The sequence below is a fragment of the Streptomyces sp. NPDC029674 genome, from assembly GCF_044903205.1.
GTDB lineage: Bacteria > Actinomycetota > Actinomycetes > Streptomycetales > Streptomycetaceae > Streptomyces.
In genome coordinates this window covers 528,919-554,182 of the sequence record NZ_JBJDPY010000003.1, presented here as the reverse complement: position 1 = coordinate 554,182, position 25,264 = coordinate 528,919, and the positions used below count along the sequence as shown (strand labels likewise).

General features: G+C 72.3%; 20 protein-coding genes. 9 read left to right on the top strand and 11 right to left on the bottom strand.

The window, feature by feature from the left end:
- Positions 1-75: 75 nt before the first annotated feature.
- Positions 76-2,151 (bottom strand): N-6 DNA methylase, encoded by a 2,076-nt coding sequence (locus ACI2L3_RS09915; protein WP_404751805.1) that lies wholly within the window; start codon positions 2,149-2,151, stop codon positions 76-78.
- Positions 2,152-2,293: 142 nt separating this feature from the next.
- Here ACI2L3_RS09915 and ACI2L3_RS09910 point away from each other — a divergent pair, with 142 nt between their 5' ends.
- Positions 2,294-3,091 (top strand): hypothetical protein, encoded by a 798-nt coding sequence (locus tag ACI2L3_RS09910; protein WP_404751804.1) that lies wholly within the window; start codon positions 2,294-2,296, stop codon positions 3,089-3,091.
- Between the two features lie 28 nt (positions 3,092-3,119).
- Here ACI2L3_RS09910 and ACI2L3_RS09905 read toward each other — a convergent pair whose 3' ends face one another.
- The 3 genes from ACI2L3_RS09905 to ACI2L3_RS09895 form a co-directional block, all read right to left on the bottom strand.
- Positions 3,120-3,869 carry an N-acetyltransferase gene (locus tag ACI2L3_RS09905; RefSeq protein ID WP_404751803.1) on the bottom strand — a complete coding sequence of 250 codons (750 nt, stop codon included), beginning with the start codon at positions 3,867-3,869 and terminating at the stop codon, positions 3,120-3,122.
- A 370-nt stretch (positions 3,870-4,239) separates the two neighbouring features.
- Entirely contained in the window at positions 4,240-4,962 is a 723-nt protein-coding gene (locus tag ACI2L3_RS09900) for an HNH endonuclease family protein (RefSeq protein WP_404751802.1), read from the bottom strand.
- A complete protein-coding gene (locus tag ACI2L3_RS09895) occupies positions 4,959-5,711 on the bottom strand; it encodes an MOSC domain-containing protein (RefSeq protein ID WP_404751801.1) in 753 nt (250 codons plus the stop codon). The genes ACI2L3_RS09900 and ACI2L3_RS09895 overlap by 4 nt, the downstream gene beginning before the upstream one ends.
- A 121-nt stretch (positions 5,712-5,832) precedes the next feature.
- Here ACI2L3_RS09895 and ACI2L3_RS09890 point away from each other — a divergent pair, with 121 nt between their 5' ends.
- Together ACI2L3_RS09890 and ACI2L3_RS09885 are read left to right on the top strand one after the other, a co-directional pair.
- Entirely contained in the window at positions 5,833-6,249 is a 417-nt protein-coding gene (locus tag ACI2L3_RS09890) for a hypothetical protein (RefSeq protein ID WP_404751800.1), read from the top strand.
- Between the two features lie 90 nt (positions 6,250-6,339).
- Positions 6,340-6,768 carry a nuclear transport factor 2 family protein gene (locus ACI2L3_RS09885; RefSeq protein WP_404751799.1) on the top strand — a complete coding sequence of 143 codons (429 nt, stop codon included), beginning with the start codon at positions 6,340-6,342 and terminating at the stop codon, positions 6,766-6,768.
- 24 nt (positions 6,769-6,792) lie between these two features.
- Here the strand turns inward: ACI2L3_RS09885 and ACI2L3_RS09880 are convergent, their stop codons facing one another.
- The 4 genes from ACI2L3_RS09880 to mfd form a co-directional block, all read right to left on the bottom strand.
- Entirely contained in the window at positions 6,793-7,386 is a 594-nt protein-coding gene (locus ACI2L3_RS09880; protein WP_404751798.1) for a Uma2 family endonuclease, read from the bottom strand.
- A 49-nt stretch (positions 7,387-7,435) separates the two neighbouring features.
- The gene (locus ACI2L3_RS09875; protein ID WP_404751797.1) at positions 7,436-8,284 is read right to left on the bottom strand and encodes a helix-turn-helix domain-containing protein; all 849 of its coding nucleotides are present in this window, start codon (positions 8,282-8,284) and stop codon (positions 7,436-7,438) included.
- A 286-nt stretch (positions 8,285-8,570) separates the two neighbouring features.
- Complete coding sequence (locus tag ACI2L3_RS09870; RefSeq protein WP_404751796.1) at positions 8,571-10,592, bottom strand: NACHT domain-containing protein; 2,022 nt, start codon at positions 10,590-10,592, stop codon at positions 8,571-8,573.
- 36 nt (positions 10,593-10,628) lie between these two features.
- On the bottom strand, positions 10,629-14,159 hold the full coding sequence (gene mfd / locus ACI2L3_RS09865; protein ID WP_404751795.1) for a transcription-repair coupling factor: 3,531 nt from the start codon (positions 14,157-14,159) through the stop codon (positions 10,629-10,631).
- A 294-nt stretch (positions 14,160-14,453) separates the two neighbouring features.
- Here mfd and ACI2L3_RS09860 point away from each other — a divergent pair, with 294 nt between their 5' ends.
- From ACI2L3_RS09860 to ACI2L3_RS09850, 3 genes are read left to right on the top strand one after another with little or no spacing between them, the layout of a single operon-like run.
- Positions 14,454-14,972, top strand: a complete 519-nt coding sequence (locus tag ACI2L3_RS09860; protein WP_404751794.1) for a SigE family RNA polymerase sigma factor — start codon at positions 14,454-14,456, stop codon at positions 14,970-14,972.
- Positions 14,965-15,396 (top strand): hypothetical protein, encoded by a 432-nt coding sequence (locus ACI2L3_RS09855; RefSeq protein WP_404751793.1) that lies wholly within the window; start codon positions 14,965-14,967, stop codon positions 15,394-15,396. The genes ACI2L3_RS09860 and ACI2L3_RS09855 overlap by 8 nt, the downstream gene beginning before the upstream one ends.
- Positions 15,397-15,404: 8 nt before the next feature.
- Positions 15,405-16,895 carry a DUF2079 domain-containing protein gene (locus tag ACI2L3_RS09850; RefSeq protein ID WP_404751792.1) on the top strand — a complete coding sequence of 497 codons (1,491 nt, stop codon included), beginning with the start codon at positions 15,405-15,407 and terminating at the stop codon, positions 16,893-16,895.
- Between the two features lie 72 nt (positions 16,896-16,967).
- Here ACI2L3_RS09850 and ACI2L3_RS09845 read toward each other — a convergent pair whose 3' ends face one another.
- Both ACI2L3_RS09845 and ACI2L3_RS09840 read right to left on the bottom strand, forming a co-directional pair.
- Positions 16,968-19,550 (bottom strand): ABC transporter permease, encoded by a 2,583-nt coding sequence (locus ACI2L3_RS09845; protein ID WP_404751791.1) that lies wholly within the window; start codon positions 19,548-19,550, stop codon positions 16,968-16,970.
- Positions 19,547-20,335, bottom strand: a complete 789-nt coding sequence (locus tag ACI2L3_RS09840) for an ABC transporter ATP-binding protein (RefSeq protein ID WP_404751790.1) — start codon at positions 20,333-20,335, stop codon at positions 19,547-19,549. Before ACI2L3_RS09840 ends, ACI2L3_RS09845 begins: the two co-directional genes overlap by 4 nt.
- 394 nt (positions 20,336-20,729) lie before the next feature.
- Between ACI2L3_RS09840 and ACI2L3_RS09835 the strand changes: the two genes are divergently transcribed.
- From ACI2L3_RS09835 to ACI2L3_RS09825, 3 genes are all read left to right on the top strand, one after another.
- Positions 20,730-22,202 (top strand): MDR family MFS transporter, encoded by a 1,473-nt coding sequence (locus ACI2L3_RS09835; protein ID WP_404751935.1) that lies wholly within the window; start codon positions 20,730-20,732, stop codon positions 22,200-22,202.
- 112 nt (positions 22,203-22,314) lie between these two features.
- Positions 22,315-22,713, top strand: a complete 399-nt coding sequence (locus tag ACI2L3_RS09830) for a DUF485 domain-containing protein (protein ID WP_404751789.1) — start codon at positions 22,315-22,317, stop codon at positions 22,711-22,713.
- Complete coding sequence (locus tag ACI2L3_RS09825; RefSeq protein ID WP_404751788.1) at positions 22,710-24,308, top strand: cation acetate symporter; 1,599 nt, start codon at positions 22,710-22,712, stop codon at positions 24,306-24,308. The genes ACI2L3_RS09830 and ACI2L3_RS09825 overlap by 4 nt, the downstream gene beginning before the upstream one ends.
- A gap of 18 nt (positions 24,309-24,326) precedes the next feature.
- Here the strand turns inward: ACI2L3_RS09825 and ACI2L3_RS09820 are convergent, their stop codons facing one another.
- Entirely contained in the window at positions 24,327-25,229 is a 903-nt protein-coding gene (locus tag ACI2L3_RS09820) for a cellulose-binding protein (RefSeq protein ID WP_404751787.1), read from the bottom strand.
- Between the last annotated feature and the right edge of the window lie 35 nt (positions 25,230-25,264).

Genomic DNA, 25,264 nt, shown 5'->3' with positions numbered 1-25,264 from the left:
TACGACCGGTCCCGGGTGTACCGAACCGTTGCCGTACTGGTCAGTCGTGCTTGTCGTACTGGTCGGTCGTACTGGTCACGCGGTCCCGGGCGGAAGGGTTCCCTCCGTCAGACCGTCGTGCATGCCGCGCACCAGCCTGTCGCCGAGCCGGGCCGCGTGGCGCAGCGCGTCCTCGAAGTCGGCGAGCCGCCGGAAGCGTTCGCTGTAGCCGTGCTGTCCGGCGAGCGGCAGCCGGGGCAGCTGGAGGCGGCGGACGTCGAGCCGGGCGGCGGTCGACGCGTAGCTGCTCGCCTGGCGGTGGTTGGCGGTGCCGCGCAGGAACCCGGCGAGGAACCACGGGTCGAGCGCGGCCGGGTCGGGGCGGAGCAGGGTCAGGCCGCGGCCGAGGGCGGCGCCCGCGGTGGCCTCGTCGATCACGCGGGCCGCGGCGCCGCCGCCGAAGACGGGCACGACGACGTCGCCGGGTTCGGTGCGCACGGGGTCGTCGTCCGCCGTGCTCTCGTGGGCGGTGCCGGAGGGCGGGCCGCCGGTGAGCACGTCGTGGTCGGTGAGCACGGGGGTGCCGGCGGCGCCCGCGCCGGTGCCGGTGTGCAGGGACAGGGCGCCGGCGCGGGCCAGTTCGCCGACGGTGGTGAGCGGCGGGCGGGCGGTGCCGGCGGCGGACGGGGTGAGGTCGTCCGGCGGCGGCGCGAGGTCGGCGGCCCGGCGCAGCGCCTCGCCCAGGCCCTGTCGTACGGTCGCGAGCTCCGTGCCGCCGTCGGCCGCGGCGGGCGGCGGGAGGCGGCGCGCGGGCGCCAGGTCGACCTCGTCGTCGAGGAGTTCGAGCACGGGCACGCAGCGGGCGGTGCCGGGGCGTTCGTCGAGGGTGCCGTGCCGCTCGACGTGCTGCCAGGCATCGAGCACGGCGTCCTGGACGGCGGGCCAGGACTGCCGGTCGCGGCCGTCGGCGGCGAGGAGGCCCGCCGTCTCCACGAGCAGCAGCTCGGGCGCGGGCCGCGCCGCGGGGTCGGGCCTGCGCAGCACCCATACGTGCAAGGGCAGGTTGTACGGGGGCGCCGCGCCGGCCGGCAGGGCGATGACGGCGCGGAGCGCGCCGCGGCGCAGCAGGTCGGCGCGGATGCGGCGGCCCGAGCGGCGGGACGCGGCGGCGGGCGGCATCAGCAGGACGGCCGTGCCGCTGTCGGTGAGGCGGGCCAACGCGTGCTGGACCCAGGCGAGTTCGGACTCGGCGCGGGCCGGGAAGCCGTACTCCCAGCGGGTGTCGTAGGCCAGCTCGTCGTGGCCCCAGTTGCGTTCGTTGAACGGCGGGTGGCAGAGCACGGCGTCGGCCTTGTGGCCCTCGTAGGCGTCGGCGCGCAGGGTGTCGGCGGCCATGGTGCGCACGGTCGCGTCGGAGTGCAGGGCGAGCCGGAGCGCGGTGAGTGCGGCGAGCTCCGGGGCGCTGTCCTGGCCGTACAGGTACTGGTCGGGGCGGGGCGGGACGGCGCGCAGCAGGGCGCCGGTGCCGCAGGCGGGGTCGAGGACGGTGCGGGCGGGGGCCCGGCTCTCGGCGATCCGGGCCATCAGTTCGGCGGGCCCTGTCGGGGTGAGCGTGTACTGGCGCGGGTTGGCGTCAATGTGCCGGCCGAGCAGGAACTCGTACGTCTGCTTCGCGCCCAGCTCGGCGGCGAGCTCGGCGACGCCGCGCAACAGCGGGGCGGACGGCAGGAGTTCGGCGGGTTCGGGGACGCGGACGGCGCGCCTGCGCCGCACCCCGAACCGCATCGCCACCACCTCGTCGAGCTCGTCCGGCAGGAGCTGCGCCATCCGCTCGTCGGAGACGGCGCTCACCGAGAGCCAGGCGGGCGGCTTGTCACGGATGAGGAGCAGGACGCAGCCCACGTGCAGGAGGGCGGTGACGGGGCCCGCGGGGTGGCCTGCGAGCTGCTGCCAGACGCGTTCGCGGAGCGGGACCTCGACGAGTTTGCCCTGGCCGCGCAGCCACCGTTCGACCTCGGTGAGCGCGAAGGAGGGGCTGGTCTCGGTGCCGCCGACGGGTTTGGGGAAGTCGCCGTGGCGCCGGCGCCAGTTGCTGACGGCGGCGCGGCCCACCCCGGCGAGCCGGGCGATTCCGGCGGCGGTCACTTCGGTCGCGTCGTCCCGCGGCGTCATCTGGCAGCTCCCCTCGGCGCGCGGGGTCAGTCGCGCGCCGGGTCGAGCATACCCAGGGAGATCACCGGCACGGCCCGATTCACGGCGTTAACCAAAGATCCATCAATTCTCGTGTTGACTCGGTTCACAGAATCCTGCTCTGATGTCCCCACCGAACGACTTCCCTGGGGGGATCTCCATGCGCCACCACCGCCGCCACCTGCGCCGTACCGCCGCCCTCACGGCCTGCCTCGTCGCCGCGACCGTGGGCCTCACCGCCTGCGGCTCCGAGAAGGACGACAAGCCGAAGGAGCCCTTCGCGGGCATGTCCGGCACCGAGATCGTCGACAAGGCCGTCAAGGCGACGAAGGGCGCCGAATCGCTGAAGCTGGCGGGTGAGGTCTCCGACGACGAGGAGAGCGGCCCGATGAAGATGAACCTGGCCCTCGACACCTCGGGCAAGTGCGCGGGCAAGCTGGCGGTCGGCGACGAGGGCTCGTTCGACCTGATCGTCCCCGGCGACAAGACGGTCTACGTGAAGTACGACGAGAAGTTCCTGCGCGCCCAGAGCAAGGGGCAGCCGAAGGACGAGACGGACGCCGTGGTCGACATGCTCGCGGGCCACTGGGCGAAGACGAAGGCGACGGGTGCCGACGCGAAGGACATCGCCGGCATGTGCGACCTCGACACGCTGCTCGAGGACTTCGGCGACGTCAACTCCGGGGCGCGCAGGGGTGCGACGACCACCCTCGACGGCACCCCCGCCATCAAGATCAACGCGCATGACGCCAAGGACAAGTACACGCTCTACGTCGCCACCGAGGGCAAGCCGTACCTGCTGAAGATCATCGACAGGGGCGTCGCCGAGCCGGAGCACCTGACGTTCAGCGACTACGACAAGCCGGTGAAGACGGCGCCGCCCGCGGGCAAGGTCCTCGACATCGACAAGCTGGGCAGCTGACGCCACCCCCCGCGGACGGAACACCCGCTCAGAGCGTGTGCCGCACCCACACGTTCGGCTCGACGTACACGCCGTAGCCGCGCGCCGGTTCGCAGTGCACCGGCACGAGCGCGCCCGGCACCTCCACCGGACCCTCCTCGTCGAACGGCAGCCCGGTCCACTCCCGCCACTGCGCGGTCGAACCGGACACCGTCATGGAGGCGTGCGCGACCTTCTCGATGACGCCGCCCGCCCGCACGTGCACCCGCAGCCACGGGTCGTGCGGCAGGCCGTCCTCGCGGGTGCGGTACGCGTACTCGTCGATCCGCGCGGCCGGTTCGAGGTGCTTGGCGTTGGGGCGTACGGGGGCGACGACCTCGGTGAATCCGTGGGCCCGGGCGTTCTCCCGCATGGCCGCGAGCATCATCCCGGAGACGCCCTTGCCGCGCGCCGCCTCGTCGACGGTTATCTCGATGGCGCTCACGGTGTCGGGCGTCTTGCCGTGCCGCAGGTCGGAGAACGCCCACAGCAGGACCTGGTCCCAGCCGCCGTCGGGCAGTGCGCCGTCGCCGCGGGAGCGGAGGGCGAACGGCACGCTGAAGGCGCGGGCGACGACCTTGCCGTCGGCGTCGCCGTCGGTGGCGACCAGGACGTACTCCGGGAGTTCCTTGACGATCCGGCCGATCAGCGACCAGCCGACCGGGTCATGGAGGATGAACTCCGGCCAGTCCTCGGCCATGTGCCAGAGCGGGTCGCCGAGCTCCGGACGCTCGGCGAGGGTCGTGATCTTGAGGTCCATGCGGCGCAGGGTACGCATCCTGCGGGGGCGGGCGGTATCGGTTTTCCCTGCGGCACGTGACGGGTGACGGGGCGCCCCGTCACGGCGCGCCCCGTCAGGGGCGCGGGGAACTGCGCGAGCGGGCCAAGGCGACCCGCAGCCGCCGATGAGCCCGCCGTGGGCAGACGCGTATGCGGGCCTGCGGCGCGACACGGACGACCGGGCCCCGTCAGGGGCGCGGGGAACTGCGCGACCAGCCACCGACGGCCTGCGGCGGCCAACGGCCGGAGCCCCGCAGACGCGTCTGCCCGCAGTGGGTTCGTCGGCGTCTGCGGGCCGCCCTGGGCTGGTCGCGCAGTTCCCCGCGCCCCTGAAAGGCCCCTTCGGGGCCTTACCGGGCGCTGAAGCGGGGCGGCGCCTCCGTCGGGGAGCCGCCCGACGGGAGCTTCTCGGCGGGGCACCCGCCCAGCACCTTCCTCATCGCGTCCCGTTCCGCCGCGGTCACCCACACCCCGTACTTCTTCTTGACCGCGACCTGCGCGGCCACATACGTGCAGCGGTAGGACTTGTTCGGCGGCAGCCAGGTCGCCGTATCGCCGTCGCTCTTGCCCCGGTTGGTGCCCGCGTCGACGGCCAGGAGATTGAGCGGGTCGTTGGCGAACGCTATGCGCTTGCTCGGCTCCCAGCGGAACGCGCCCTTCTGCCAGGCGTCCGAGAGCGCCACGAGGTGGTCGATGTCGACCTGGCTGCGGCCGCGCCGGAACGTCACTTCCCTGCCGGTGTACGGGTCGGGCGCGAGCTTCCCGGCGACCACCCGGCACTCGCCGCCCTGGTACCGGACCTCCTTCAGGTCCCGCTTGAGGATGTCGTCCCGGGTCGGGCAGTGGTTGGAGTCGGTGTCGGCCCACGCGCTGCCGAACCGGTCGCGGTCGTAACCGGTCTTGGGCGCGCGGCCCTTGACGGTGAGCGTGTCGACGGCGGCGAGCGCGGACCCGGCCGCGGCGTCGGCCCCCGCGCCGCCGCCCGCCTTGTCCTCGGTACCGGTCTCGCAGCCGGTGAGCAGCGCGGGGACGGCGACCAGCGCGAGCAGGGCCGAGGTGGTACGACGGTTCACCGGACCACCACCGTGTCGCCGAGGGCGACTCCGGCGGGCGTCACGACGTCCGTGTGGATGCCGATGCACATGCCGCGGACGGCGGTGAGGGTCTTGAGGACGCGGTTGTCCACGGGGAGGCCGGGCTGGGCCTGAGTGACCATCACGCACCGCTTGACGCGCTTGATCCCGCGCAGCCGCAGCGGCTCCGCCCCTTGCCCGCCGCCGATGACGATCTCGCGGCCGAGCCAGCTCTCCTCGACCCAGGGTTCGTCGGTCTCCACGACGATGTTCTTGCGCAGCCGCCGTACGTCGACGGGGTCGGCGTCGCCGAGCAGGTCGCCGAGCGCGCGCAGCGAGGCGGTGCCGACGAGGGAGACGGCGGAGACGTCTTTGTGGCCTTCCGGCTGGACTTCCGCCTGGCCTTCCGGCCGGTCTTCCGGCCGGCCGTCCGGCCCCTCCCGGACCAGCTCGACGCCCTCGCCGAAGCGTTCGGGGACGCGGGGGTCGCCGGGTCGCAGCGTGACGCCGTCCGGCGCGGTGACGACGGGCAGACCGTCCTCGTCGTACGCCGCGAAATGCTCGAGCAGTCCGGGGATGCGGCGGAAGCGGGCGTGGTTCTTCCCGCTGGCCAGCTTGCCGTCGGGGAACCGCAGGGCCCACAGCCGGTCACCCACGGCACCGCGCTCGTGGAACTCCAGCCGGTCGTGCTCCTCGCCGAGCATCGACTTCACCGGAAAACGGCGCAGACCCACGACCTTGAGCGTCACTGCGCTCTCCCCTCCCCTGGGCGGACTCTCACGTCCACCACCGTAACGGCCGTGAGAATATCTCCTGTTCACGCCCGTATCGGGAGAATCATGCACCGAAGACCCATGCACCCGGAGACCCATGCACCAGCGCTCGCCCCGGCTCGTCCTCCTGTTCGCCGCAGTCGCCCTCACCGCCACGGCGTGCGGCTCGCCCGGCGACTCGTCCAGCGACTCCTCCTCGCCTTCCGCTCCTTCCGCGAGTACGTCGCCGTCGGCGAGCGCGTCCGCCGTCCCGGAGGGGCGCGGGCTGCAAGGGCCGGCAGCGGCCTTCTTCCTGAGGAGCCTGCGGAAGAACTATCCGGACCTAGACCGGATCAGTGACGACGCGCTCGTGGCCGAGGGCGACGCGTTGTGCACCATCCGGGGCGCCGCGCTCGGCGAGCAGTTCACGAAGTCGATGCGGCGGCTCGGCACCACCAAGAAGCAGACGTCCCGCATCCTGGGCACCGCCCACGGCCTGTGCCGGGACAGGGAGGACCAGTTGTACCGGGACTGACCCGATTACCTCCGCGGTAATCGACCGTTCTCCCCCTCCCCGGCAGGATCGGACTCATCAGCCGCGAGCGCCGACCCCAAGGAGAGTCCCATGAGCACGGAGACCACTGACATCGCCGTCCACACCCGCTCCGTCGTCCAGGAGTTCCTCCGGGCCCGCCTCGCCGGGGACACCGAGCGCATGGTGGAGCTCTTCGCCGACGACGTCGACTGGCTGCTCGCCGAGAACCCAGCCGTCCCGTGGATCCGGCCGCGCTCCACCGGCGCGGAGTGCGCGGCCCAGTCCGCGGAGCTGGCGGAGCACACCGTCGCCGAGGACGCCCGCGCCTCCCTGGACACCTTCCTCGTCGACGGCACCGACGCGGTCCTGTTCGGCCACGTCTCGGGCACCGTCCGCGCCACCGGCAAGTCCTTCGAGGGCCCCTTCGCCCTGCGCCTCACGGTGGAGAACGGCCGGATCACGCGCCACCACCTCTACGAGAACAGCCTCTCGATCGCCGAGGCGTGCACGGCAGCGTGAACGCGGCCCTCTCTCCCCTCCCCCTCACTCGTAACGGGGCAGCCCCTCCGTGGAGATGGTCCACTCGGCGATGGTGACGTCCTCGCCGTAGAGGAAGTCCTTGCGGGTGGCGTAGCGCGGCCCGTCGGGCGTGGAGTGAATGTCGGAGAGGACGGCTCCGGAGCCGGTGCGCGGGTCGAAGATCGCGTACACGGGAATGCCGAGGAGCGGATAGTCGCGGGTCTTGCCGACCCAGTCGTTGTCGGGGTTCGAACGGGAGACGATCTCAATGGCGGCGATGAGGGTGCGGGGGTTGAAGGAACCCTGGCCTTCCATGTCCACCTGGGCGATCACGATGATGTCCGGGAGCCGCATGATGTTCTCCGGCTCGTCCTCGACATCGGGCGCCCCCGTATGTGCCAGGAGCTCGTCCGGCATGACCCGCTCCAGACGGCGGCTGATCTGAGCCGAAGTGAATTCGTGGAGCCGGTTCGGCGCCATCATGTCGTGGACGATCCCTTGCTTGGTGATCTCGAATTTGCCGGGAAGGGTGTCGTCCATCGACTGAACGAAGTCCCGCATGGCGCGATAGACGTGATGGGACGCGGCCCGCCGGGCGTCACCTGAGGCGATGGTCATGGCGTGCGCTCCTCGTCTGTGCCCAGGGGCAAGGGTCGTCACGTTCATGCTAGGCGGCCCGCCGCAGGCCGGGGCGGCAGTCGCGGCACCGCCCGGGCGTCGGGGCCCGGAAGGCCCGGTCGCATCCCTCGCAGTTCTGGAGCGGATCGGGACGGGCCGGGGCGGCTCCGGCCGGCCCCGCGGGCAGGGGCGGTGGCAGCAGCGCGGTGAGCCGGTGGGCGAGGAGGGCGGCCGGGTGCCGCAGATCGTCGGGGAGCGCGGCCGCGAGAGTACGGCGTACGGCATCGGGGGCGGCCCCGCGCTCCAGCCAGGCGGCGGCCGCGGGGGTGAGACGGCGGACGTCCCGCTCGGCGAGGAGCAGGCGGGGGTCGTGGTGGCGCAGGCCGGAGAGGAGTTCGGTGGCGGCCCGGTGCCGGTCGAGGTCGGGGGTGTCGGGCTCGGGGAGGGGCTCGCGGGGAGGCGGCACGCGGTCGGCCCGTGCGGGCTGCTCCGGAGCGGGAGCGGGAACGAGTGCCGGCTCGGCGTCGGGCCGCGTACCGGGCTGGTTGTACGACACCGTCCGGGTGACGACCTCACCCCCGGGCAGCCGCTCCCGCGTCCGGGCGAGATATCCGTGCCGCTCCAGCTCACGCAGGGCCCCGGCGATGCGGTGCTCGCTCTCCGGGAACCGGGCGGCGAGGAACTTGATGCCGATGCGGGCCCCGGCGGGCAGCGACTGGATGTGCACGGCGAGCCCGATCGCGAGGAGGGAGAGCTCGCGGTGCTGGGCGAGGTGGTTGCCGACGACCGTGTAGCGGGCCGTGTGCCGGGCGTTGACGTGAACGACACCGGATCGGGGGGTGTCGGCGGGTACGGAGGACTTGGCGCGCGAGGGCGCGCTAGGGTGCTGGAAAGCCATCAGGAAGGGGCTTACTTCCTAGTTGGTCAGGCCCTCGGTCGGGATGCCAGTCCCGCCGGGGGCCGTCGCATGTCTGTGGTTGTCGCGGCGAGCATATGCCCGCGAACAGGCAGGAAAGCCAGCTCAGTTGGTGAATGTCACCCGCGTGAGTGACGGGCGCCGATGCGTCGACGGGTGGTTTGGTGGGGAGGTATTTCCCCAAAGGCTTTCAAGCTTTTATGTCGTGGCGCACCGGTTCACGGTCGACCGGGTCGCGGACGTCCGCGACCCGGTCGGCTTCTGCCCCTCACCCGCCGGGCCGGTCCACCGGCTCGGGGTGTCGTACGAGCCACTCCTGGAACTCGCGGTGGCGGAACTGGTACGCGATGCCGGAGGTCCGCATCAGTCCCGCGGTCACCGTCCAGTCGAGGAACCGCGCCAGTCGGAAGCGGAGTTGGTGGTGTGAGGCGAGGAAAACGAGGTAGCCCACCCAGTCCCGCTGCAGCGCGAGGAGTCCCACCAGGAGCAGGCTGCCCATCACCGCGTCCGCGGTCTGGGCGCCGCCGGTGGTCACCGCGCCGGTGACCGGAACGCCCACGCACAGAACGAAGGTCCACCAGCCCGCTCTGACAGGGCCGGCCGGTCCGACCGCCGTGCTGTCCAACTGGCCCGCGGACGACCATGTCAGCACCGCCAGGCAGAGCCAGCCGAGCAGCAGCAGGAACAGCGGGTTGCCACCACCGCCACCCACCGCCTCGGGAAGCGCCTGCCAGGCGCCGGCCGCCAGGAGCGCTCCCGCGATGTAAGGCGGGATCCTGCGAGCACTCGTCCGGAAGAACCGTCGCATCCCCAGCCGCCAGAGCGGACTGCCCAAGGACGGCATCGCGATCTCCGCGGTCATCGACACCGCGTTCCTGCCGCGCGTCTCCTCGATCAGCGAGCCGGCCACCACCGCGAGCGTGAACGCGGACATCAGCATCATGTCGACGTCGGACCACGGCAATGACCGTGCGAGCACCAGGGCCGGGGGTACGGCGGCCAGTGCCAGGCCCGCGCAGACCACGGCGCGTACCCGGCGCGTCGGCAGCCGTTCCCCGAGCCGGTGCAGCACCAGGTCGGTCTCGGCCGCGCTGCCCGTGCCCAGCAGAACGGCCAGCCGGTGCAGGCGGAGGTGGATGTCGTACGGCCGGTAGCGGTCGGGTGCTCTGGGCGCGCTGCTCACCGACGCCTCGATGAACCGGCCCAGGAGCAGATCCGCGATCTCGCCCACGGTCGCGGCGGGCACCATCTCTCCCGGATCGCCGTAGCGTTCGTACACCACACTGGCCAGGGTCAGCCGCCACGGCGTCGACAGCGCCGTCGCCAGCACGCCCTGCGGCGCCGCCCCGAGCTCGTCCAGGACCGGCTGCCACGGGCCGGGCCGCCGCGCCGCGCCGCGCTGCCCGAGGAAGCGGATCGCCTGCTCCGGCGTCACCGGGTCGATGTCGATGCGGGCGGCGTCGAGGATATGGCTGCCGTCGGACTCCAAGTCGTCGTACCTGTGCGTGCGGCACGTCAGGACGAGCGGGGCGGGATCAGTGCCGTACTGGTAGGTGGCGAGTGCCTCCAGGGCCCGGCGCGCCCTGGACTCCGTCACGGTCACGTCGTCCGCGTCCATCTCGTCCAGGCCGTCGAGCACCGGGAGGACCATCCGCCCGGCCATGACCGCCCGGGCGGACCTCGGCGGCAGTCCGAAGTCCCGCTCCAGATGGCGGACGACCCAGTCGGACAGCAGCTCGTCCCCGTCCCAGTCGGCGAGCGCGATGAGCACGGCGACCGGTTCGTCCTCCGCCCGCGTCCGGTTGAGCTCCATGACCAGCTTCCTGGCCAGGACGGTCTTGCCCGCTCCCGCCGCCCCCGTGACGACCAGGCGGCGCGGCCGCAGCGCGCGGTAGTCCTCGACCACCCGCTCCAGCTGCCCGGCCGGGGTGGCCGGCAGCTCCGCCGCGCGGGCGTGGGCGTAGGGGCGGAAGGTGAACGTCACGTCGATGGCCGCGAGGTCGCCGCCGAGGCTGTGCGTCCACTGCGGTTCGCCGACCGAGTGGACTTCCCTGGCGAGTCTGGCGACCGCGGCCGCCTGGTCCTCGCGCGCCCCCGGCCTCGCCCACAGCAGCGCGACCAGCGCGACGACGAGGCCCGGCAGACCGACGACCATGGAGACCAGGCCGCTGCGGTCGGACACGCCCAGGGGATCGTGCTCCGGAACCAGTACGTAGACCAGTGCCCCAGCGACCAGGAAAGCGGTCGCCCCCACCCAGACCATTCCCGTCCCGCGCCCCCCGGCTGCCATGGTGGACATAGTGCCGCAGGACGCGGGAGGCGAACCCTAAGATCCCAGGATCGACGTCAGGAACTCCCCGACCCAGCCAAGCAGTTCCCGCCCGACCAGCGGCTTGCCGCCGACCTTCGCCGTCTTGGGGCGGGGGACCAGGATCTGGTTCGCGGTCGGCTTGATGACCGTGCCGGGGTAGAGGCGCTTCAGCCTCAGCTCCTGCGACTCCCGCAGATCGACCGGCGCGAAGCGGATGTTGTTGCCCTGGAGGACGATCTCGCCGACGCCGCAAGCTCGGGAGAGCATGCGGAGGCCCGCCACCAGGAGGAGGTTCTCCACCGGCTCCGGCAACTTGCCGTAGCGGTCGGTGAGTTCCTCGCGTACCGCCTTGATGTCCTCCTCCGTGTTGGCGGAGGCGATGGCGCGGTAGGCCTGGAGGCGCAGGCGCTCGCCGGGCGCGTAGTCGTGCGGGACGTGCGCGTCGACCGGGAGCTCGATCTTGACCTCCAGGGGCGGCTCCTCCTCCACGCCCCCTTCCAGGGACGCCCGGTAGTCGGCCACGGCCTCGCCGACCATGCGGACGTAGAGGTCGAAGCCGACGCCCGCGATGTGGCCCGACTGCTCGCCGCCGAGGAGGTTGCCCGCGCCGCGGATCTCCAGGTCCTTCATCGCCACGTACATGCCCGCGCCCATCTCCGTGTGCTGGGCGATGGTCGCGAGGCGTTCGTGGGCCGTTTCCGTCAGAGGCTTCTCCGGGGGGTACAAGAAGTACGCGTAGCCTCGCTCGCGGCCTCGGCCCACTCGGCCGCGCAGCTGGTGGAGTTGGGAGAGGCCGAAGTTGTCGCCTCGCTCCACGATCAGCGTGTTCGCGTTGGAGATGTCGATGCCCGATTCGACGATCGTCGTCGAGACGAGCACGTCGAACTTCTTCTCCCAGAAGTCGACGACCACCTGCTCCAGGGCCTGTTCCGACATCTGGCCGTGGGCCGTGGCGATGCGGGCCTCGGGGACGATGTCGCGGAGGCGGGCCGCCGCGCGGTCGATCGATTCGACGCGGTTGTGGATGTAGAAGACCTGGCCCTCGCGGAGCAGCTCGCGGCGGACCGCCGCGCCGATCTGCTTCTCCTCGTACGGGCCGACGAAGGTCAGGACCGGGTGGCGCTCCTCGGGCGGCGTGGTGATCGTGGACATCTCGCGGATGCCGGTGACCGCCATTTCGAGCGTACGGGGAATGGGGGTCGCCGACATGGTGAGGACGTCGACGTTTGCGCGGAGCTTCTTCAGCTGCTCCTTGTGCTCGACGCCGAAGCGCTGCTCCTCGTCGACGATGACCAGGCCCAGGTCCTTGAACTTGGTCTCGGAGGAGAAGAGGCGGTGCGTGCCGATGACGATGTCCACCGAGCCGTCGCGCAGGCCCTCCAGCGTCGCCTTCGACTCCGTCTCCGTCTGGAAGCGGCTCAGCGCCTTCACGTTGACCGGGAACTGCGAGTACCGCTCGGAGAACGTGCCGAAGTGCTGCTGGACGAGGAGGGTCGTGGGGACCAGGACCGCTACCTGCTTGCCGTCCTGCACCGCCTTGAACGCGGCGCGGACCGCGATCTCCGTCTTGCCGTAGCCGACGTCGCCGCAGATCAGGCGGTCCATCGGGACCGTCTTCTCCATGTCCTCCTTGACCTCGGCGATGGTGGTGAGCTGGTCAGGCGTCTCCACGTAGGGGAAGGCGTCCTCCAGTTCGCGCTGCCAGGGGGTGTCGGGGGCGAAGGAGTGGCCGGGGGCCGCCATGCGCGCCGAGTACAGCTTGATGAGGTCGGCGGCGATCTCCTTGACCGCCTTCTTCGCGCGCGCCTTCGTCTTCGTCCAGTCGGCGCCGCCGAGCCGGTGCAGCGTCGGGGCCTCGCCGCCGACGTACTTGGTGATCTGCTCCAGCTGGTCGGTGGGGATGTAGAGCCGGTCGCCGGGCTGGCCGCGCTTGGCGGGGGCGTACTCCACGACGAGGTACTCGCGCGTCGCGCCCTGGACGGTGCGCTGCACCATCTCGATGTAGCGACCGACGCCGTGCTGCTCGTGGACGATGTAGTCGCCGGTCTCCAGGGTCAGCGGGTCGATCGTCTTGCGGCGGCGGGCCGGCATGCGCTGGCCGTCCTTGCCGGCCGCCTTCTGGCCGGTCAGGTCGGTCTCGGTGAGGACGGCGAGCTTGAGGGCCGGGTCGATGAAGCCGTAGTCGATGGAGCCGCAGGAGACGTGCACCAGCGAGGGCGTCAGTTCGCCGAGGTCGCCGTCGAGGCGGGCCGCGATGCCCTCGCCGCCGAGGACCTCGACGGTGCGGGCTGCGGGGCCGTGTCCCTCGGTCACGTAGACGGTGCGCCAGCCGTCGGCGAGCCAGCCCTTGGTGTCCGCGAGGGCCTTCGCGGTGTCGCCGCGGTACGTCTCGGGGGCGTGCATGCCCAGCTTGAGGGTGTCCGCGCCCAGGTCTTCATCGGCGGCGAAGGGGCTCACCGACCACCACATCATGCCGAGGTCGCGCGCGTGGTCCCGGACGTCCGCGATGCCCCACAGCGACGCCGCGTCCACGTCGATGGGCGCCTCGCCGCCACCGGCCGTCGCCGCCCAGGACGCCTGGAGGAACTCCTGCGACGTCGCCACCAGGTCGGCCGCACGCGTCCGCACCCGCTCCGGGTCGCAGACCACGGCCATGGAACCCTCGGGCAGCACGTCGAGCAGCAGCTCCATGTCGTCCACCAGGACGGGGGCCAGCGACTCCATCCCCTCGACCGCGATGCCCTCGGCGATCTTCCCGAGCAGCTCACCGAGCTCCGGGTGGAGCTCCGCGAGGGCGGCGGCCTTCTCCCGTACCTCGTCGGTGAGGAGCAGCTCGCGGCAGGGCGGCGCCCACAGGCCGTGCTCGGCGACTTCGAGGGAGCGCTGGTCGGCGACCTTGAAGTACCGGATCTCCTCGACGTCGTCGCCCCAGAACTCCACGCGCAGCGGGTGCTCCTCGGTGGGCGGGAAGACGTCGAGGATGCCGCCGCGCACGGCGAACTCGCCGCGCTTCTCGACCAGCTCCACCCGGGAGTACGCGGCTGCCGCCAGCGCCTCCACGACCTGGTTCAGGTCGGTGCTCTCACCGCTGCGCAGCGCCACGGGCTCCAGGTCGCCGAGCCCCTTGACCTGCGGCTGGAGGACGGAGCGGACCGGCGCGACGACCACCGAGACCGGGCCGGTCTCCGGGTCGTCCGTGCGGGGGTGGGCAAGGCGGCGCAGCACGGCGAGGCGGCGGCCGACCGTGTCGGAGCGGGGCGAGAGGCGCTCGTGCGGCAGCGTCTCCCACGACGGGTACTCGGCGACGCCGTCCGGCGGCAGGATGGTGCGGAGCGCCGCGGCCAGGTCCTCCGCCTCGCGGCCGGTGGCCGTCACGGCGAGGACGGTGCGGCCGGACTCGCGGGCCAGCGCCGCCACCGCGAAGGGCCGGGCCGCGGGCGGTCCGACCAGGTCGATGTGCGTGCGGTGGCCGTCGGTCGCGGCCTTGACCGCTTCGGCGAGTGCCGAGTCCTTGACGACAGCGTCGAGCAGACCGTGCAGGCTCATTGAAGGCTTTCCGTCCAAGTACCGGGGTGAGCCGGAGTGGGTGGGCAACGCGAACCGCCCGGCACGTCGCACGGGCCGGGGGTCTCCAGCGTACGACTCCGGGGTGATCGGCGCGGCATGGTACCGGCGGGCCCGGCGTGCCCCGGCGGTCCTGGCCGCGCGCTCCCTCCCGCACAATGACCGGAACCGCGCCGGAAACCACCGCACGGAATTCTTTCCCCGCCACGTAAACCGGACGCGTGCCCCAGGCGTACTTCCTTCGAGGACCACGCACCGCACGCACCAGGAGACCACTTGACCGACGAGGAGTTCGAGGCGTTCTACGCGCACTCCGTGCGACCCCTGGTCGGGCAGGTGTATCTGATGACGGGCGACCTCCACGAGGCGCAGGACGTCGTCCAGGAGGCCTTCGTCCGCGCCTGGGCGCGCCGCGCACGCCTCGAGCGGGACGCCGGGCCCGAGGCGTGGATCAGGACCGTCGCCTGGCGGCTCGCCGTCAGCCGGTGGCGGCGGCGCGGGCGGACCGCGGACGCCTGGCGGCGCCACCACGGGGAGCGGGCCGCCACCGTGCCGGAGCCGGAGCCGGGCACGGTCGCGCTGGTCACCGCGTTGCGGCGGCTCTCCGAGCGGCAGCGGCGGGTGGCGGTCCTGCACTACGTGTGCGACCTCAGCGTGCAGCAGGTCGCCGCGGAGACCGGGATCGCGGCCGGGACCGTGAAGTCCCATCTGTCCCGTGCCAGGGCGGCCCTCGCGCCGCATCTCGACGACGCGCCCGCCGACGCCGCGCCCACCTCGGAGGAGCACCGTGCCTGAGCCCCACTCCCCGGCCGACGACGGCCTCGCCGTCGCGCTGAAGCGGGCCGCCGCGTCGGGCGGCAGGCTCGCCTCGCCGGTCCCCGCCGGACAGGTCTCCGCGCGCGGTGCCCGCCGCAGGCGCCGGACCTACGCGGCGGGCGCGGCGCTCGCCGTCTGCCTGGTGTCCGGGGGCGCGGCGGTCGCCGCGCTGCAGCTGGGCCGCGGGGGCGAACCGGTAGGGCCCGCGGTGCCGCCGAGCCCGACGAAGTCCGCCTCCCTCCCGGAGTCGTCCTCCTTCCCCGACCGGTCGTCCTCCTTCGCCGACCGGTCACCCTCGCCCGGACGGGACTCGCCTCCGCCGACGGGTACGCCGTCGACCTCCCTGCCGCCGCTTGATTCCGCGACGCCGACCACACCGACCACCGCTCCGTCGGGGGACTGACTTCTTTGATGCGCACCACCACTGCACGGGGCTCCGCCCCGGACCCCGCTCCTCAAACGCCGGAGGGGCTGGATCACTCCGCCTCCCACGACCTCATACCGGAGCGGAACCGGACCGCACCCGCCCCCGACAGGGCGAGACGTCTCTGGGACCGCGCCCCCTACCTGCTCGCCGCCGGCCTGTTCGCCGCGTACGCCGTCGTGTCCGTCAGCCGGTTCCGGCGGCTTGAGACGCGCTCCTGGGACCTGGGGATCTTCGAGCAGGCGGTGCGCGCGTACGCGCACCTCCAGGTGCCGGTGGCCGACCTCAAGGGGCCCGGCGCCAACATCCTCGGTGATCACTTCAGCCCCGTCACCGCCCTCCTCGCGCCCGCCTACCGGGTCTTCCCCTCGCCGGTCACGCTGCTCGTCGCGCAGGCGCTGCTCGTCGCCGTCTCCACCGTGCCCGTGACCTGGGCGGCGACCCGGCTCCTGGGGCGCGGTCCGGGGCTCGCGATCGGGGTCGCGTACGGGCTGTCGTGGGGGCTCCAGCGCGCCGTCGACTTCGACTTCCACGAGATCTGCTTCGCCCTGCCGCTGATCGCGTTCTCCCTGGAGGCGCTGCTGCGGCGGCGGTGGCGGGCCGCCCTGCTCTGGGCGCTGCCGCTCGTCCTCGTCAAGGAGGACCTGGGTGTGACGCTCGCGGCGATCGCCGTGGTCGTGGCGGTCCGGTGCCGCCGAACGGACCCGAAGGCCCTGCCGTACGCCCTCGGTGTCGCCGCGTTCGGCGCGGTCGCCGCCCTGGTCACGCTCACCCTGGTCATTCCCGCGTTCAACACGGTCGGCGGGTACGACTACTGGGACAAGGTCGGCGACGCGGGCGGCGCCGCCGGGGTCCTCGACGGGGCCGGCACCAAGCTGCGCACCCTCGCCTGGCTGCTGATCCCCACCACCGGGCTGCTCGCCCTGCGCTCGCCGCTGCTCCTGGTCGCGCTGCCCACCCTCGGCTGGCGGTTCCTCTCCGCCGACGACCACTACTGGGGCACCGACTGGCACTACAGCGCCGTCCTGATGCCCGTCGTGATGCTCGCCCTGGTCGACGCCGTGGACACCGCGCGCCGCAGCGCGAAACCGTGGCTGCGCCGGTACGCGGACCTGTTGCCGGCCTGCGCCGCCACCGCCGCGCTGGCCCTCACGACGTCCCTGCCCCTGGCGGGCGTCACCGAGCCGGGGACGTACGCGAAGAGCAAGGAGGTCGCCGCCGTCGAGCGGGTCCTCGACCGCGTCCCCGACGGCGCGACCGTCGAGGCGAACATCGGGCCGATCAGCAGGCTGACCTCGCGGGCCCGTGTCTTCTGGGTGGGCGCGGCCGACCCGGTCGTGCCCGAGTACATCGCGCTCGACGTCCGCTCCGGCTGGACGAAGGACCCGGTCGCGTACGCGGGCAAGCTGCATCCGGGCGCGAAGTACGTCGCCGAGGACGCCGCGTACGGGTACGTGCTGCTGCGCAGGGACGGATGACGCCGCCGGCCCCGGCGGGTGCGCGATGCGCGCCCGCCGGGGCCGGTCTCCCCCGCACCCCCGTGGCGGTGGCTACTCGGTGGCGATGGCGTTGAGGACGTTCATCCGGCCGGCCCGGAAGGCCGGGACCAGGGCCGCGAAGAGCCCCACGAACGCCGAGCCGATGAAGACCGCGATGATCGTCGGCCACGGGATCTCCAGGACCTTCAGGCCCTCCAGGGCCAGAAGCTTCTGGGCCGTGGCCCCCCAGCCCATGCCCAGGCCGAGGCCGAGGAGGGCGCCGAAGAGGGCGATGACCACCGACTCCAGGCGGATCATGCGGCGCAGCTGGCGGCGCGAGAGGCCGATGGCCCGCATCAGGCCGATCTCGCGGGTGCGCTCGACCACGGAGAGGGCCAGGGTGTTCACGACGCCGAGGATCGCGACGATGATCGCCAGGCCCAGCAGGCCGTAGACCATGTTCAGGAGCTGGCCGACCTGGTCCTTCAGCGTCTGCTTGAAGTCGGTCTGGTCCATCACCTTGTACTGCGGGTACGCGTCCAGGGACTTCTTCAGCGAGGCGTACGCGGCGTCCTCCTGGCCCTTGGTGGCCGAGGCGAACATGATGTCGTTCTGCGGCATCCGGTCCGCCGGTACGTACTGCTCCAGGGTCGTGATGTTCAGGTACATCGCGCCGTTGTCGACGGTGCCGTCGTCCTTGGTGATGGCCGCGAGCCGCAGCTCGGCCGTCTTCCCGTGCTCGAAGGCGACCTTCAGCTCGTCGCCGACCTTCAGGCCGTGCTTGTCGGCGAACTCGTCGCCGACCGACATGGCGTTCTTCCCGTACGCGGCGGACAGTTCACCGGCGACCGTCTCGCGGCGCAGGTCCTTGGCGTACGTCGGGTCGGCGGCGCTCAGCCCGACGCCGTCCACGGCCTTGCCGTCGGGCGTGGTCAGGTCCGCCTCGATCTGCTTGTAGCGGGTGATGTGCCCGATGTGGTCGGCCTTCCCCAGGGCCTCGGCGGCCTTCGGCGTGATGGAGATGCCGGGCTGCGTGGGCTGGACGATGAAGTCCGCGCCGACCGACTTGTCGAGCTCGTCCGTGGCCGAGGCGACCATCGAGGAGCCGACGACGGAGAGGCAGGCGACCAGCGCGAGGCCGATCATCAGGGCCGCGCCGGTGGCGCCGGTGCGGCGCGGGTTGCGCAGGGCGTTGCGCTCCGCCATGCGGCCGACCGGGCCGAACACCCGCAGCAGCACCGCGCTGAGGACGCGGACGACGCCGGAGGCGAGCACCGGGCCGATGACGACGAAGCCGATGAGGGTGAGGACGACACCGCCGCCCAGGAAGAGGGAGCCTTCCTTGGCCTTGTCGGCCTGCGAGGCGGTGTAGAGGGCGAAGACGCCGGTGCCGGTGAGGACCAGGCCGATGACGGCGCGCAGCGCGCTCGCCCTGCCGTCGGCGGGGGTGCCCGCGTCGCGCAGCGCGGCCATCGGTGAGACCTTGCCGGCCCGTCGTGCGGGGAGGTAAGCGGCGAGGACGGTGACGACGATGCCGAGGACCATGCCGACGACGGGTGTCGTCCAGCTGACGGTGAGGTCGCTGGTGGAGAGTTCCATGCCGATGCCGGCCATGAGCTTCATGAGGCCGACGGCGAGGCCGATGCCCGCGCCGACGCCGAGGACCGAGCCGAAGACACCGAGCAGCAGCGCCTCGACGAGCACCGAGCGGTTGACCTGCTTGCGGCTGGAGCCGATGGCGCGCATCAGGCCGATCTCGCGGGTGCGCTGGGCGACCAGCATCGAGAAGGTGTTGATGATGAGGAAGATGCCGACGAGGAAGGCGATTCCGGCGAAGCCGAGCATCGCGTACTTCATGACGTCCAGGAAGCTGCCGACGTCCTTGCGGTTGTCGTCCGCGGTCTCCTTCTGCGTCTTGATGTCGTACGCGGCCTTGTCCAGGGCGGTCGCGACCTTCGCCTTCAGCGCGGTGTCGCTGACGCCCGCGTCGGCGGTGAGGTTGACGTGGGTGAACCGGCCGGTGGTGCCGAGGAGTTCGCGCTGCGCGGTCGCCGTGTCGAAGTAGACGATCGCGGCGCCGGGGTTGGTCACCTTGAAGGTGGCGATGCCGGAGATCTTCGCGGTGTGGTCGCCGGTGGCGGCGATGGTGCGCAGCTCGTCGCCGATCTCGAGGCCGTGCTTGTCGGCGGTGTCGGCGTCGACCATCACCTCGGTGGGGCCGCGCGGGGCGTGGCCGGAGGTGATGTCCATCGAACGCAGGTCGTTCCGGGTCCAGTTGCCCGCGATGGTCGGGCCGCCGTTGGTGGGGCCCATGTTCTTGTTCTTCGCGTTGACGACGGTCACGCTCTGGCTGCTGACGGAGCCTTCGGCGGCCTTGACGCCCGCGACCTTCCCGGCCTCCTTGACGACGGAGGCGGGCATCGACTCGGGCCTGCCGCTGCGCGGCGTCTCGCCCGCGTCCTTCGCGGACTTGGGGGTGACGGTGACGTCGGCGGAGGTCGCCGCGAAGAGCTTGTCGAAGGTGGTGCTCATCGTGTCGGAGAAGACGAGCGTGCCGCAGACGAACGCCACCGACAGGACCACGGCCACCGCGGAGAGCGCCATGCGTCCCTTGTGCGCGAAGAAGTTGCGCATCGAGGTCTTGAGGACGGTCATGAGGTGCGCCCCCGCGCGTCGAAGGACTTCATGCGGTCGAGGACCTGGTCGGCGGTCGGGTGGTGCATCTCGTCGACGATCCGGCCGTCGGCGAGGTACAGGACGCGGTCCGCGTACGAGGCGGCGACCGGGTCGTGCGTGACCATCACGATGGTCTGGCCGAGGTCGGTCACCGAGCGGCGCAGGAAGCCGAGGACCTCCGCTCCGGCGCGGGAGTCGAGGTTTCCGGTCGGCTCGTCGCCGAAGATGATCTCCGGTCGCGAGGCGAGGGCGCGGGCCACGGCGACGCGCTGCTGCTGGCCGCCGGAGAGCTCGGTCGGGCGGTGCTTGAGGCGCCCGGCGAGGCCCACGGTCTCCACGACCTGGTCGAGCCAGGCCCGGTCGGGCTTGCGGCCCGCTATGTCCATCGGGAGCGTGATGTTCTCGAGGGCGTTCAGCGTCGGGAGGAGGTTGAACGCCTGGAAGATGAAGCCGATCCGGTCCCGGCGCAGCTGCGTGAGCTTCTTGTCCTTGAGGCCGGTGATCTCGGTCTCGTCGAGGTAGATCTGCCCCTCGCTGACCGTGTCGAGGCCCGCGAGGCAGTGCATGAGGGTGGACTTGCCGGAGCCGGAGGGCCCCATGATCGCGGTGAACTGCCCGCGTGCGATGTCCACGTCGATGCGGTCGAGCGCGACGACGCGGGTCTCCCCGCTGCCGTACGCCTTCACGACCTGGCGCGCCCGTGCCGCCACGGCCGTACGCCCTCCAGTGCCCCCGTGCCTGGGTGTGGTCACAGCCGTTGTCACGGTAATTCTCCTATGTCGGTCATGCGGTGAGTCGGGCGCGTTCGCCGTGCGAACAAGTCTGGTGTCGCGAGGGGGTCCGGCGCGCTGGTGCTCAGCGCAGTCTTTTCCGGGGGAAAACCCCACCCCCGCCGGTGCGGTGCGCCGTAAAGCCAATCTAAGGACCGGCCGGGGCCCGCTCATCCTCCAGCGGGACGAACGCTCCCCAGTCCGTTGTACGGAGGTTCCCCTAGGGGATCTCCACCCGTCGGTGGAGATCGACTCAGGGTCGCCGTCACCCTGCCCCGCACCCTCGCCGGGTGAGAAAGTGGCCCGCAGCAACCGCGTGCAGGGGGAAGGAAGTTACGTGGGCACCAAGGAAGCGATACGGGGCAGGGGCGCGGTCGTCGCCGCGCTGATGCTCGCCATGGCGCTGGTCGCCGTCGACTCCACGATCGTGTCGACCGCCGTCCCGCAGATCGTCGGCACGCTCGGCGGCTTCTCGATCTTCTCCTGGCTCTTCTCCGGCTACCTCCTCGCGGCCACCGTCACCCTGCCCGTCTACGGCAAGCTCTCCGACACCTTCGGCCGCAAGCCCGTCCTCATCACGGGCTGCGTGCTGTTCCTGCTCGGCTCCGGGCTCTGCGCGCTCGCCTGGAACATGGAGTCGCTCATCGCCTTCCGCGTCGTGCAGGGCCTCGGCGGCGGCGCCGTCCAGGGAACCGTGCAGACCCTCGCCGCCGACCTCTACCCGCTCAAGGAACGCCCCAAGATCCAGGCGAAGTTGTCCACCGTGTGGGCCACCTCCGCCGTCGCCGGACCCGCGATCGGCGGCCTGATCACCTCCTACACGGACTGGCGCTGGATCTTCCTGATCAATCTGCCCATCGGCGCGGTCGCGCTCTGGCTGATCGTGCGCCACCTCCACGAACCCGCGCGCGAGACCGTCCCGCGCGGCCGCGTCGACTGGCCCGGCGCGCTCGCCGTCTTCGCCTGCGGCGGCACGCTCCTCACCGCGCTCGTGCAGGGCGGCGTCGCCTGGGACTGGCTGTCGGCACCCTCCCTCGCCCTCTTCGCCACCGGCCTCGCACTCGTCGCCGTCGTCGTCCTGGTCGAACGCCGGGCCGCGGAGCCGATCATCCCCGGCTGGGTCTGGCGCAGGCGCACCATCGCCGCGGTGAACCTCGCCCTCGGCGCGCTCGGCCTCCTGATGGTCGCGCCGACCGTCTTCCTGCCCACGTACGCCCAGTCCGTGCTCGGACTCGCCCCCGTCGCCGCCGGCTTCGTGCTCTCCGTGATGACGCTGAGCTGGCCGGTCTCCGCCGCGCTCAGCCAGCACGTGTACCGCAGGATCGGCTTCCGCAACACCGCGGTCACCGGCATCTCCGCGGCCGCGCTGATCCTCTTCGCGTTCCCGCTGCTGCCCTACCCCGGCACCGCCTGGCAGCCCGCCCTGCTCATGCTGCTGCTCGGCGCGGCCCTCGGCATCTTCCAGCTGCCGCTGATCGTCGGCGTCCAGTCCACCGTCGGCTGGGCCGAGCGCGGCACGGCCACCGCGTCGGTCCTCTTCTGCCGCCAGGTCGGCCAGACACTGGGCGCGGCCCTCTTCGGCGCGGTCGCCAACGGAGTGCTGAGCGCGCGCCTCGACGGGGCCGGGTCGCTCGACTCGGTGGCCCGCATCCTGGACGACCCGGGATCGGTGGCCGACCCCGAGCCACTGCGGCGGGCCGTCGACTCCGCCGTCGACGCGGTGTACCTCGGGGCGGGCTGCGCCGCCGTACTCGCCCTTCTCGTACTCCTCTTCCTGGCCCCGCGCCGCTTCCCGGTCCTCCAGGAGGCACAACTGGCGCCCCAGCAGGATCAGTTGGCATCCACACAAAAGACCGACTGACTTGGTTCCCCGAAAACCCCGCACACCACCCTTACTTACAAGTAACGTCTCGGCTCCTCTCGCTCCCTGCGGTCCGCACCACCGGACCGGAAGCCGCGCAAGGAGAACCGGGATGACCCACCCTCCGTACGATCCGCAGCACCCGCACCTCACCTACCCATGGCAGCCCCCACCCCCACCGCCCCCGCCGCCCGCGCCCCGCCTCCCCCGCCACCCCGCGCCCGGCCGCCACAGCGACCTGCGCAAGCTGCGCGGCGCCTACCGGCGGCAGCGCAGGATCGCCACCCTCACCGCGCTGGGCTACTTCACGCTCTTCCTCGTCCTGTCCGCCTTCGCGCCGTCCCTGCTGACCGGCACCGTCACCGGCGGCCTGACCACCGGACTCCTGCTCGGCCTCGGCCAGCTCCCCGTCACCTGTGTCGCCCTCCTCGTGTACGAGCGCACGGCACGCCGCCGCCTCGACCCGCTGTCCCGGCGACTGCGCGCACAAGCGGGCGGGGGCCCCGCATGAGCGACCAGGCGCAGACCATGTCCCTGGTCGCCTTCACCGTCGTCGTCACCCTCACGCTGCTGCTCTGCGTCCTGACCGGACCCGACCGCGACGACCTCGACGAGTTCTACACCGGCTTCGGCGCGCTCTCCCCGATGCGCAACGGCCTCGCCATCGCGGGCGACTACATCTCCGCCGCCACCGTCCTCGGCACCACCGGCGTCATCGCCCTCCTCGGCCACGACGGCGTGGTCCTCGCCCTCGGCACGGCACTCTCCCTCACCCTCCTGATGTTCCTGCTCGCCGAACCCCTTCGCAACGCGGGCCGGTTCACCATGGGCGACGTCGTGGCGCGCCGCATGCCGGGCCGCGCCGTGCGGATCGCCGTGTGCGCGGCCACCCTGGCGGCGCTGCTCCCGCTCATGCTGGTCCAACTGGCGGGCGCGGGCGACCTCCTGGCCTTCCTCCTCGGCTTCACCGACGACGGCCTGAAGACCGGCTGCATCGTCGCGCTCGGCGCGCTGATGATCAGCTACGCGGCGATCGGCGGCATGAAGGGCACCGCCCTCATCCAAATCATCAAGATGGTGATGCTGCTCGGCTCCGGCGCGGTGGTCGCCGCACTGATCCTGCGCCGCTTCGACTGGGACCCGGGCGCCCTGCTGGCCGCCGCGCAGCGCGGCAGCGGAGCGGGCCCGGCCTACCTCCGCTCCGGCCTGCAATTCGCTCAGAGCCCCAACCCCCGCCTGGACATGATCAGTTCCGAGCTGACGGTCGTCCTCGGCGGCGCGGCGCTCCCCCACGTCACCATGCGCATGTACACAGCGCGCGACGCCCGCGAGATACGCCGCTCCATGTCCTGGGCGGTCTCCTCGGTCTCCCTCTTCGTCCTCGTCATCACCGTCGTCGGGTTCGGCGCGACCGCGCTGATCGGCGGCGCGGCGCTCGCGAAGGACGACCCGCAGGGCAACACCGCCTACCTGCTCGGCTCCCGCGCGGCGTTCGGCGCCCACACCTCGACCGCCGAGACGCTGCTCTTCACGACGGTCACCACGGCACTGTTCCTGACGCTGCTCGCCTCCGTGGCCGGCATGATCCTCGCCTGCGCCAACTCCCTCGCCCACGACGTCTTCGCGCACGGCCGCGCCTGCTCGCCCCGCCGCGAGATGACGCTGGCCCGCGCCTCCGCGCTGGCCGTCGGCGCCCTCGCGATCGTCCTCGCGGTCCTCGTCAAGGACCACAGCCTCCAGCCCCTGGCCACCCTCTCCTTCTGCCTGGGCGCCTCCGCCCTCGCCCCCGCCCTGGTCTACAGCCTCTTCTGGCGCCGCTACACCCGCACGGGCCTGCTCTGCACGCTCCTCGGCGGCACGCTCGGCGCGACGATCCTGATGACGGGCACCAACCTGGTCTCCGGCAGCCCCGGCGCCGCCTTCCCGAACCACGACTTCACCTGGTTCCCCTTCACCACGACCGGCATCGCCTCCATCCCCCTGGGCTTCCTCCTCGGCTGGCTCGGCACCCGCCTCTCGGACCGCGACGAGTCGCAGGACCACCGCAAGCGGTACGAGGAGGTGGAGGGCTGGATCCTGGCGGGGGCGCTCCGAAGAGGGAGGTGACGGTGCCGGAACCGGTGCCTAGGGCGTCTCCTCCGCCGGTGCCCGGCCCGTCAGGGCGGCGAGGCTGCTGCGTACGTGGTTCATGTGGGCCCGGACCTCGTCCCACTGCTCGCCGTGTTCGCGCAGCAGCCGTTCCGTGTCGCGGGCCAGGCGTTCCTCGACCAGGACGGCCTCCGCGACCAGCTCCGCGCCGCGGGCCTCCGCGTCCTCCTGGCGGTGCCGCGCGGACTCCTCCGCCTCGGCGAACGCGCGCTTGGCCTCGGAGAGGCGGGCCTCCGCGGCGGCCACCCGCTCCGCGTCCCGCGCGTCCGACGCCGCCTCCCGCTCCGCGATCTCCCGCTCGGCGGCCTCCCACCGCTCGCCCTGTTCCTTCTGCTGCTCGGCGAAGAGCCCCTCGCACCGCTCCCGCATCTCCCGCAGCGCGGCCAGCGCCTCACCGCGCCACGCCTTCACGTCCCGCCGGGCGGAGATCCGCGCCTCGTCGGCCGTCGCCCGGTCCGCGAGGAGCCGCTGCCTTACCCGCTCGTCCGTCTCGGCCCCGACCTTCTCGGCGTGCTCGCGCGCGGCCTCCCGCGCCTCCCGCGCCTCGGCCTCGGCCGTCTCGCGCAGGTGCTGCGCCTCGGCCTCCGCGGCCTCACGCAGGGCGGCGGCCTCCGCCTCGGCGAGCGTCAGGATCTGCCGGGCGCGCTCCCCGAGCGTCTCGTACGTCTGGGGAGCGAGGCGCGACACCGCGTCCCGCAGATGCTCGGCCTCCGCCTCCATGTCCTTGGCGAGAACGGTCAGCCGAGCCGCCCGCTCCCACGCCCCGTCCCGCTCCCGCGAAAGACCCGCGGCGTACGCCTCCACCTGCTCGGGACGGTAGCCGCGCCCCCGCACGGTGACGAAGCCGTGCGGCGACGACGGTGCACCGCTGCTGCTCATCCTTGGACCACCTCTCCGACGTACGCCCACCCCAC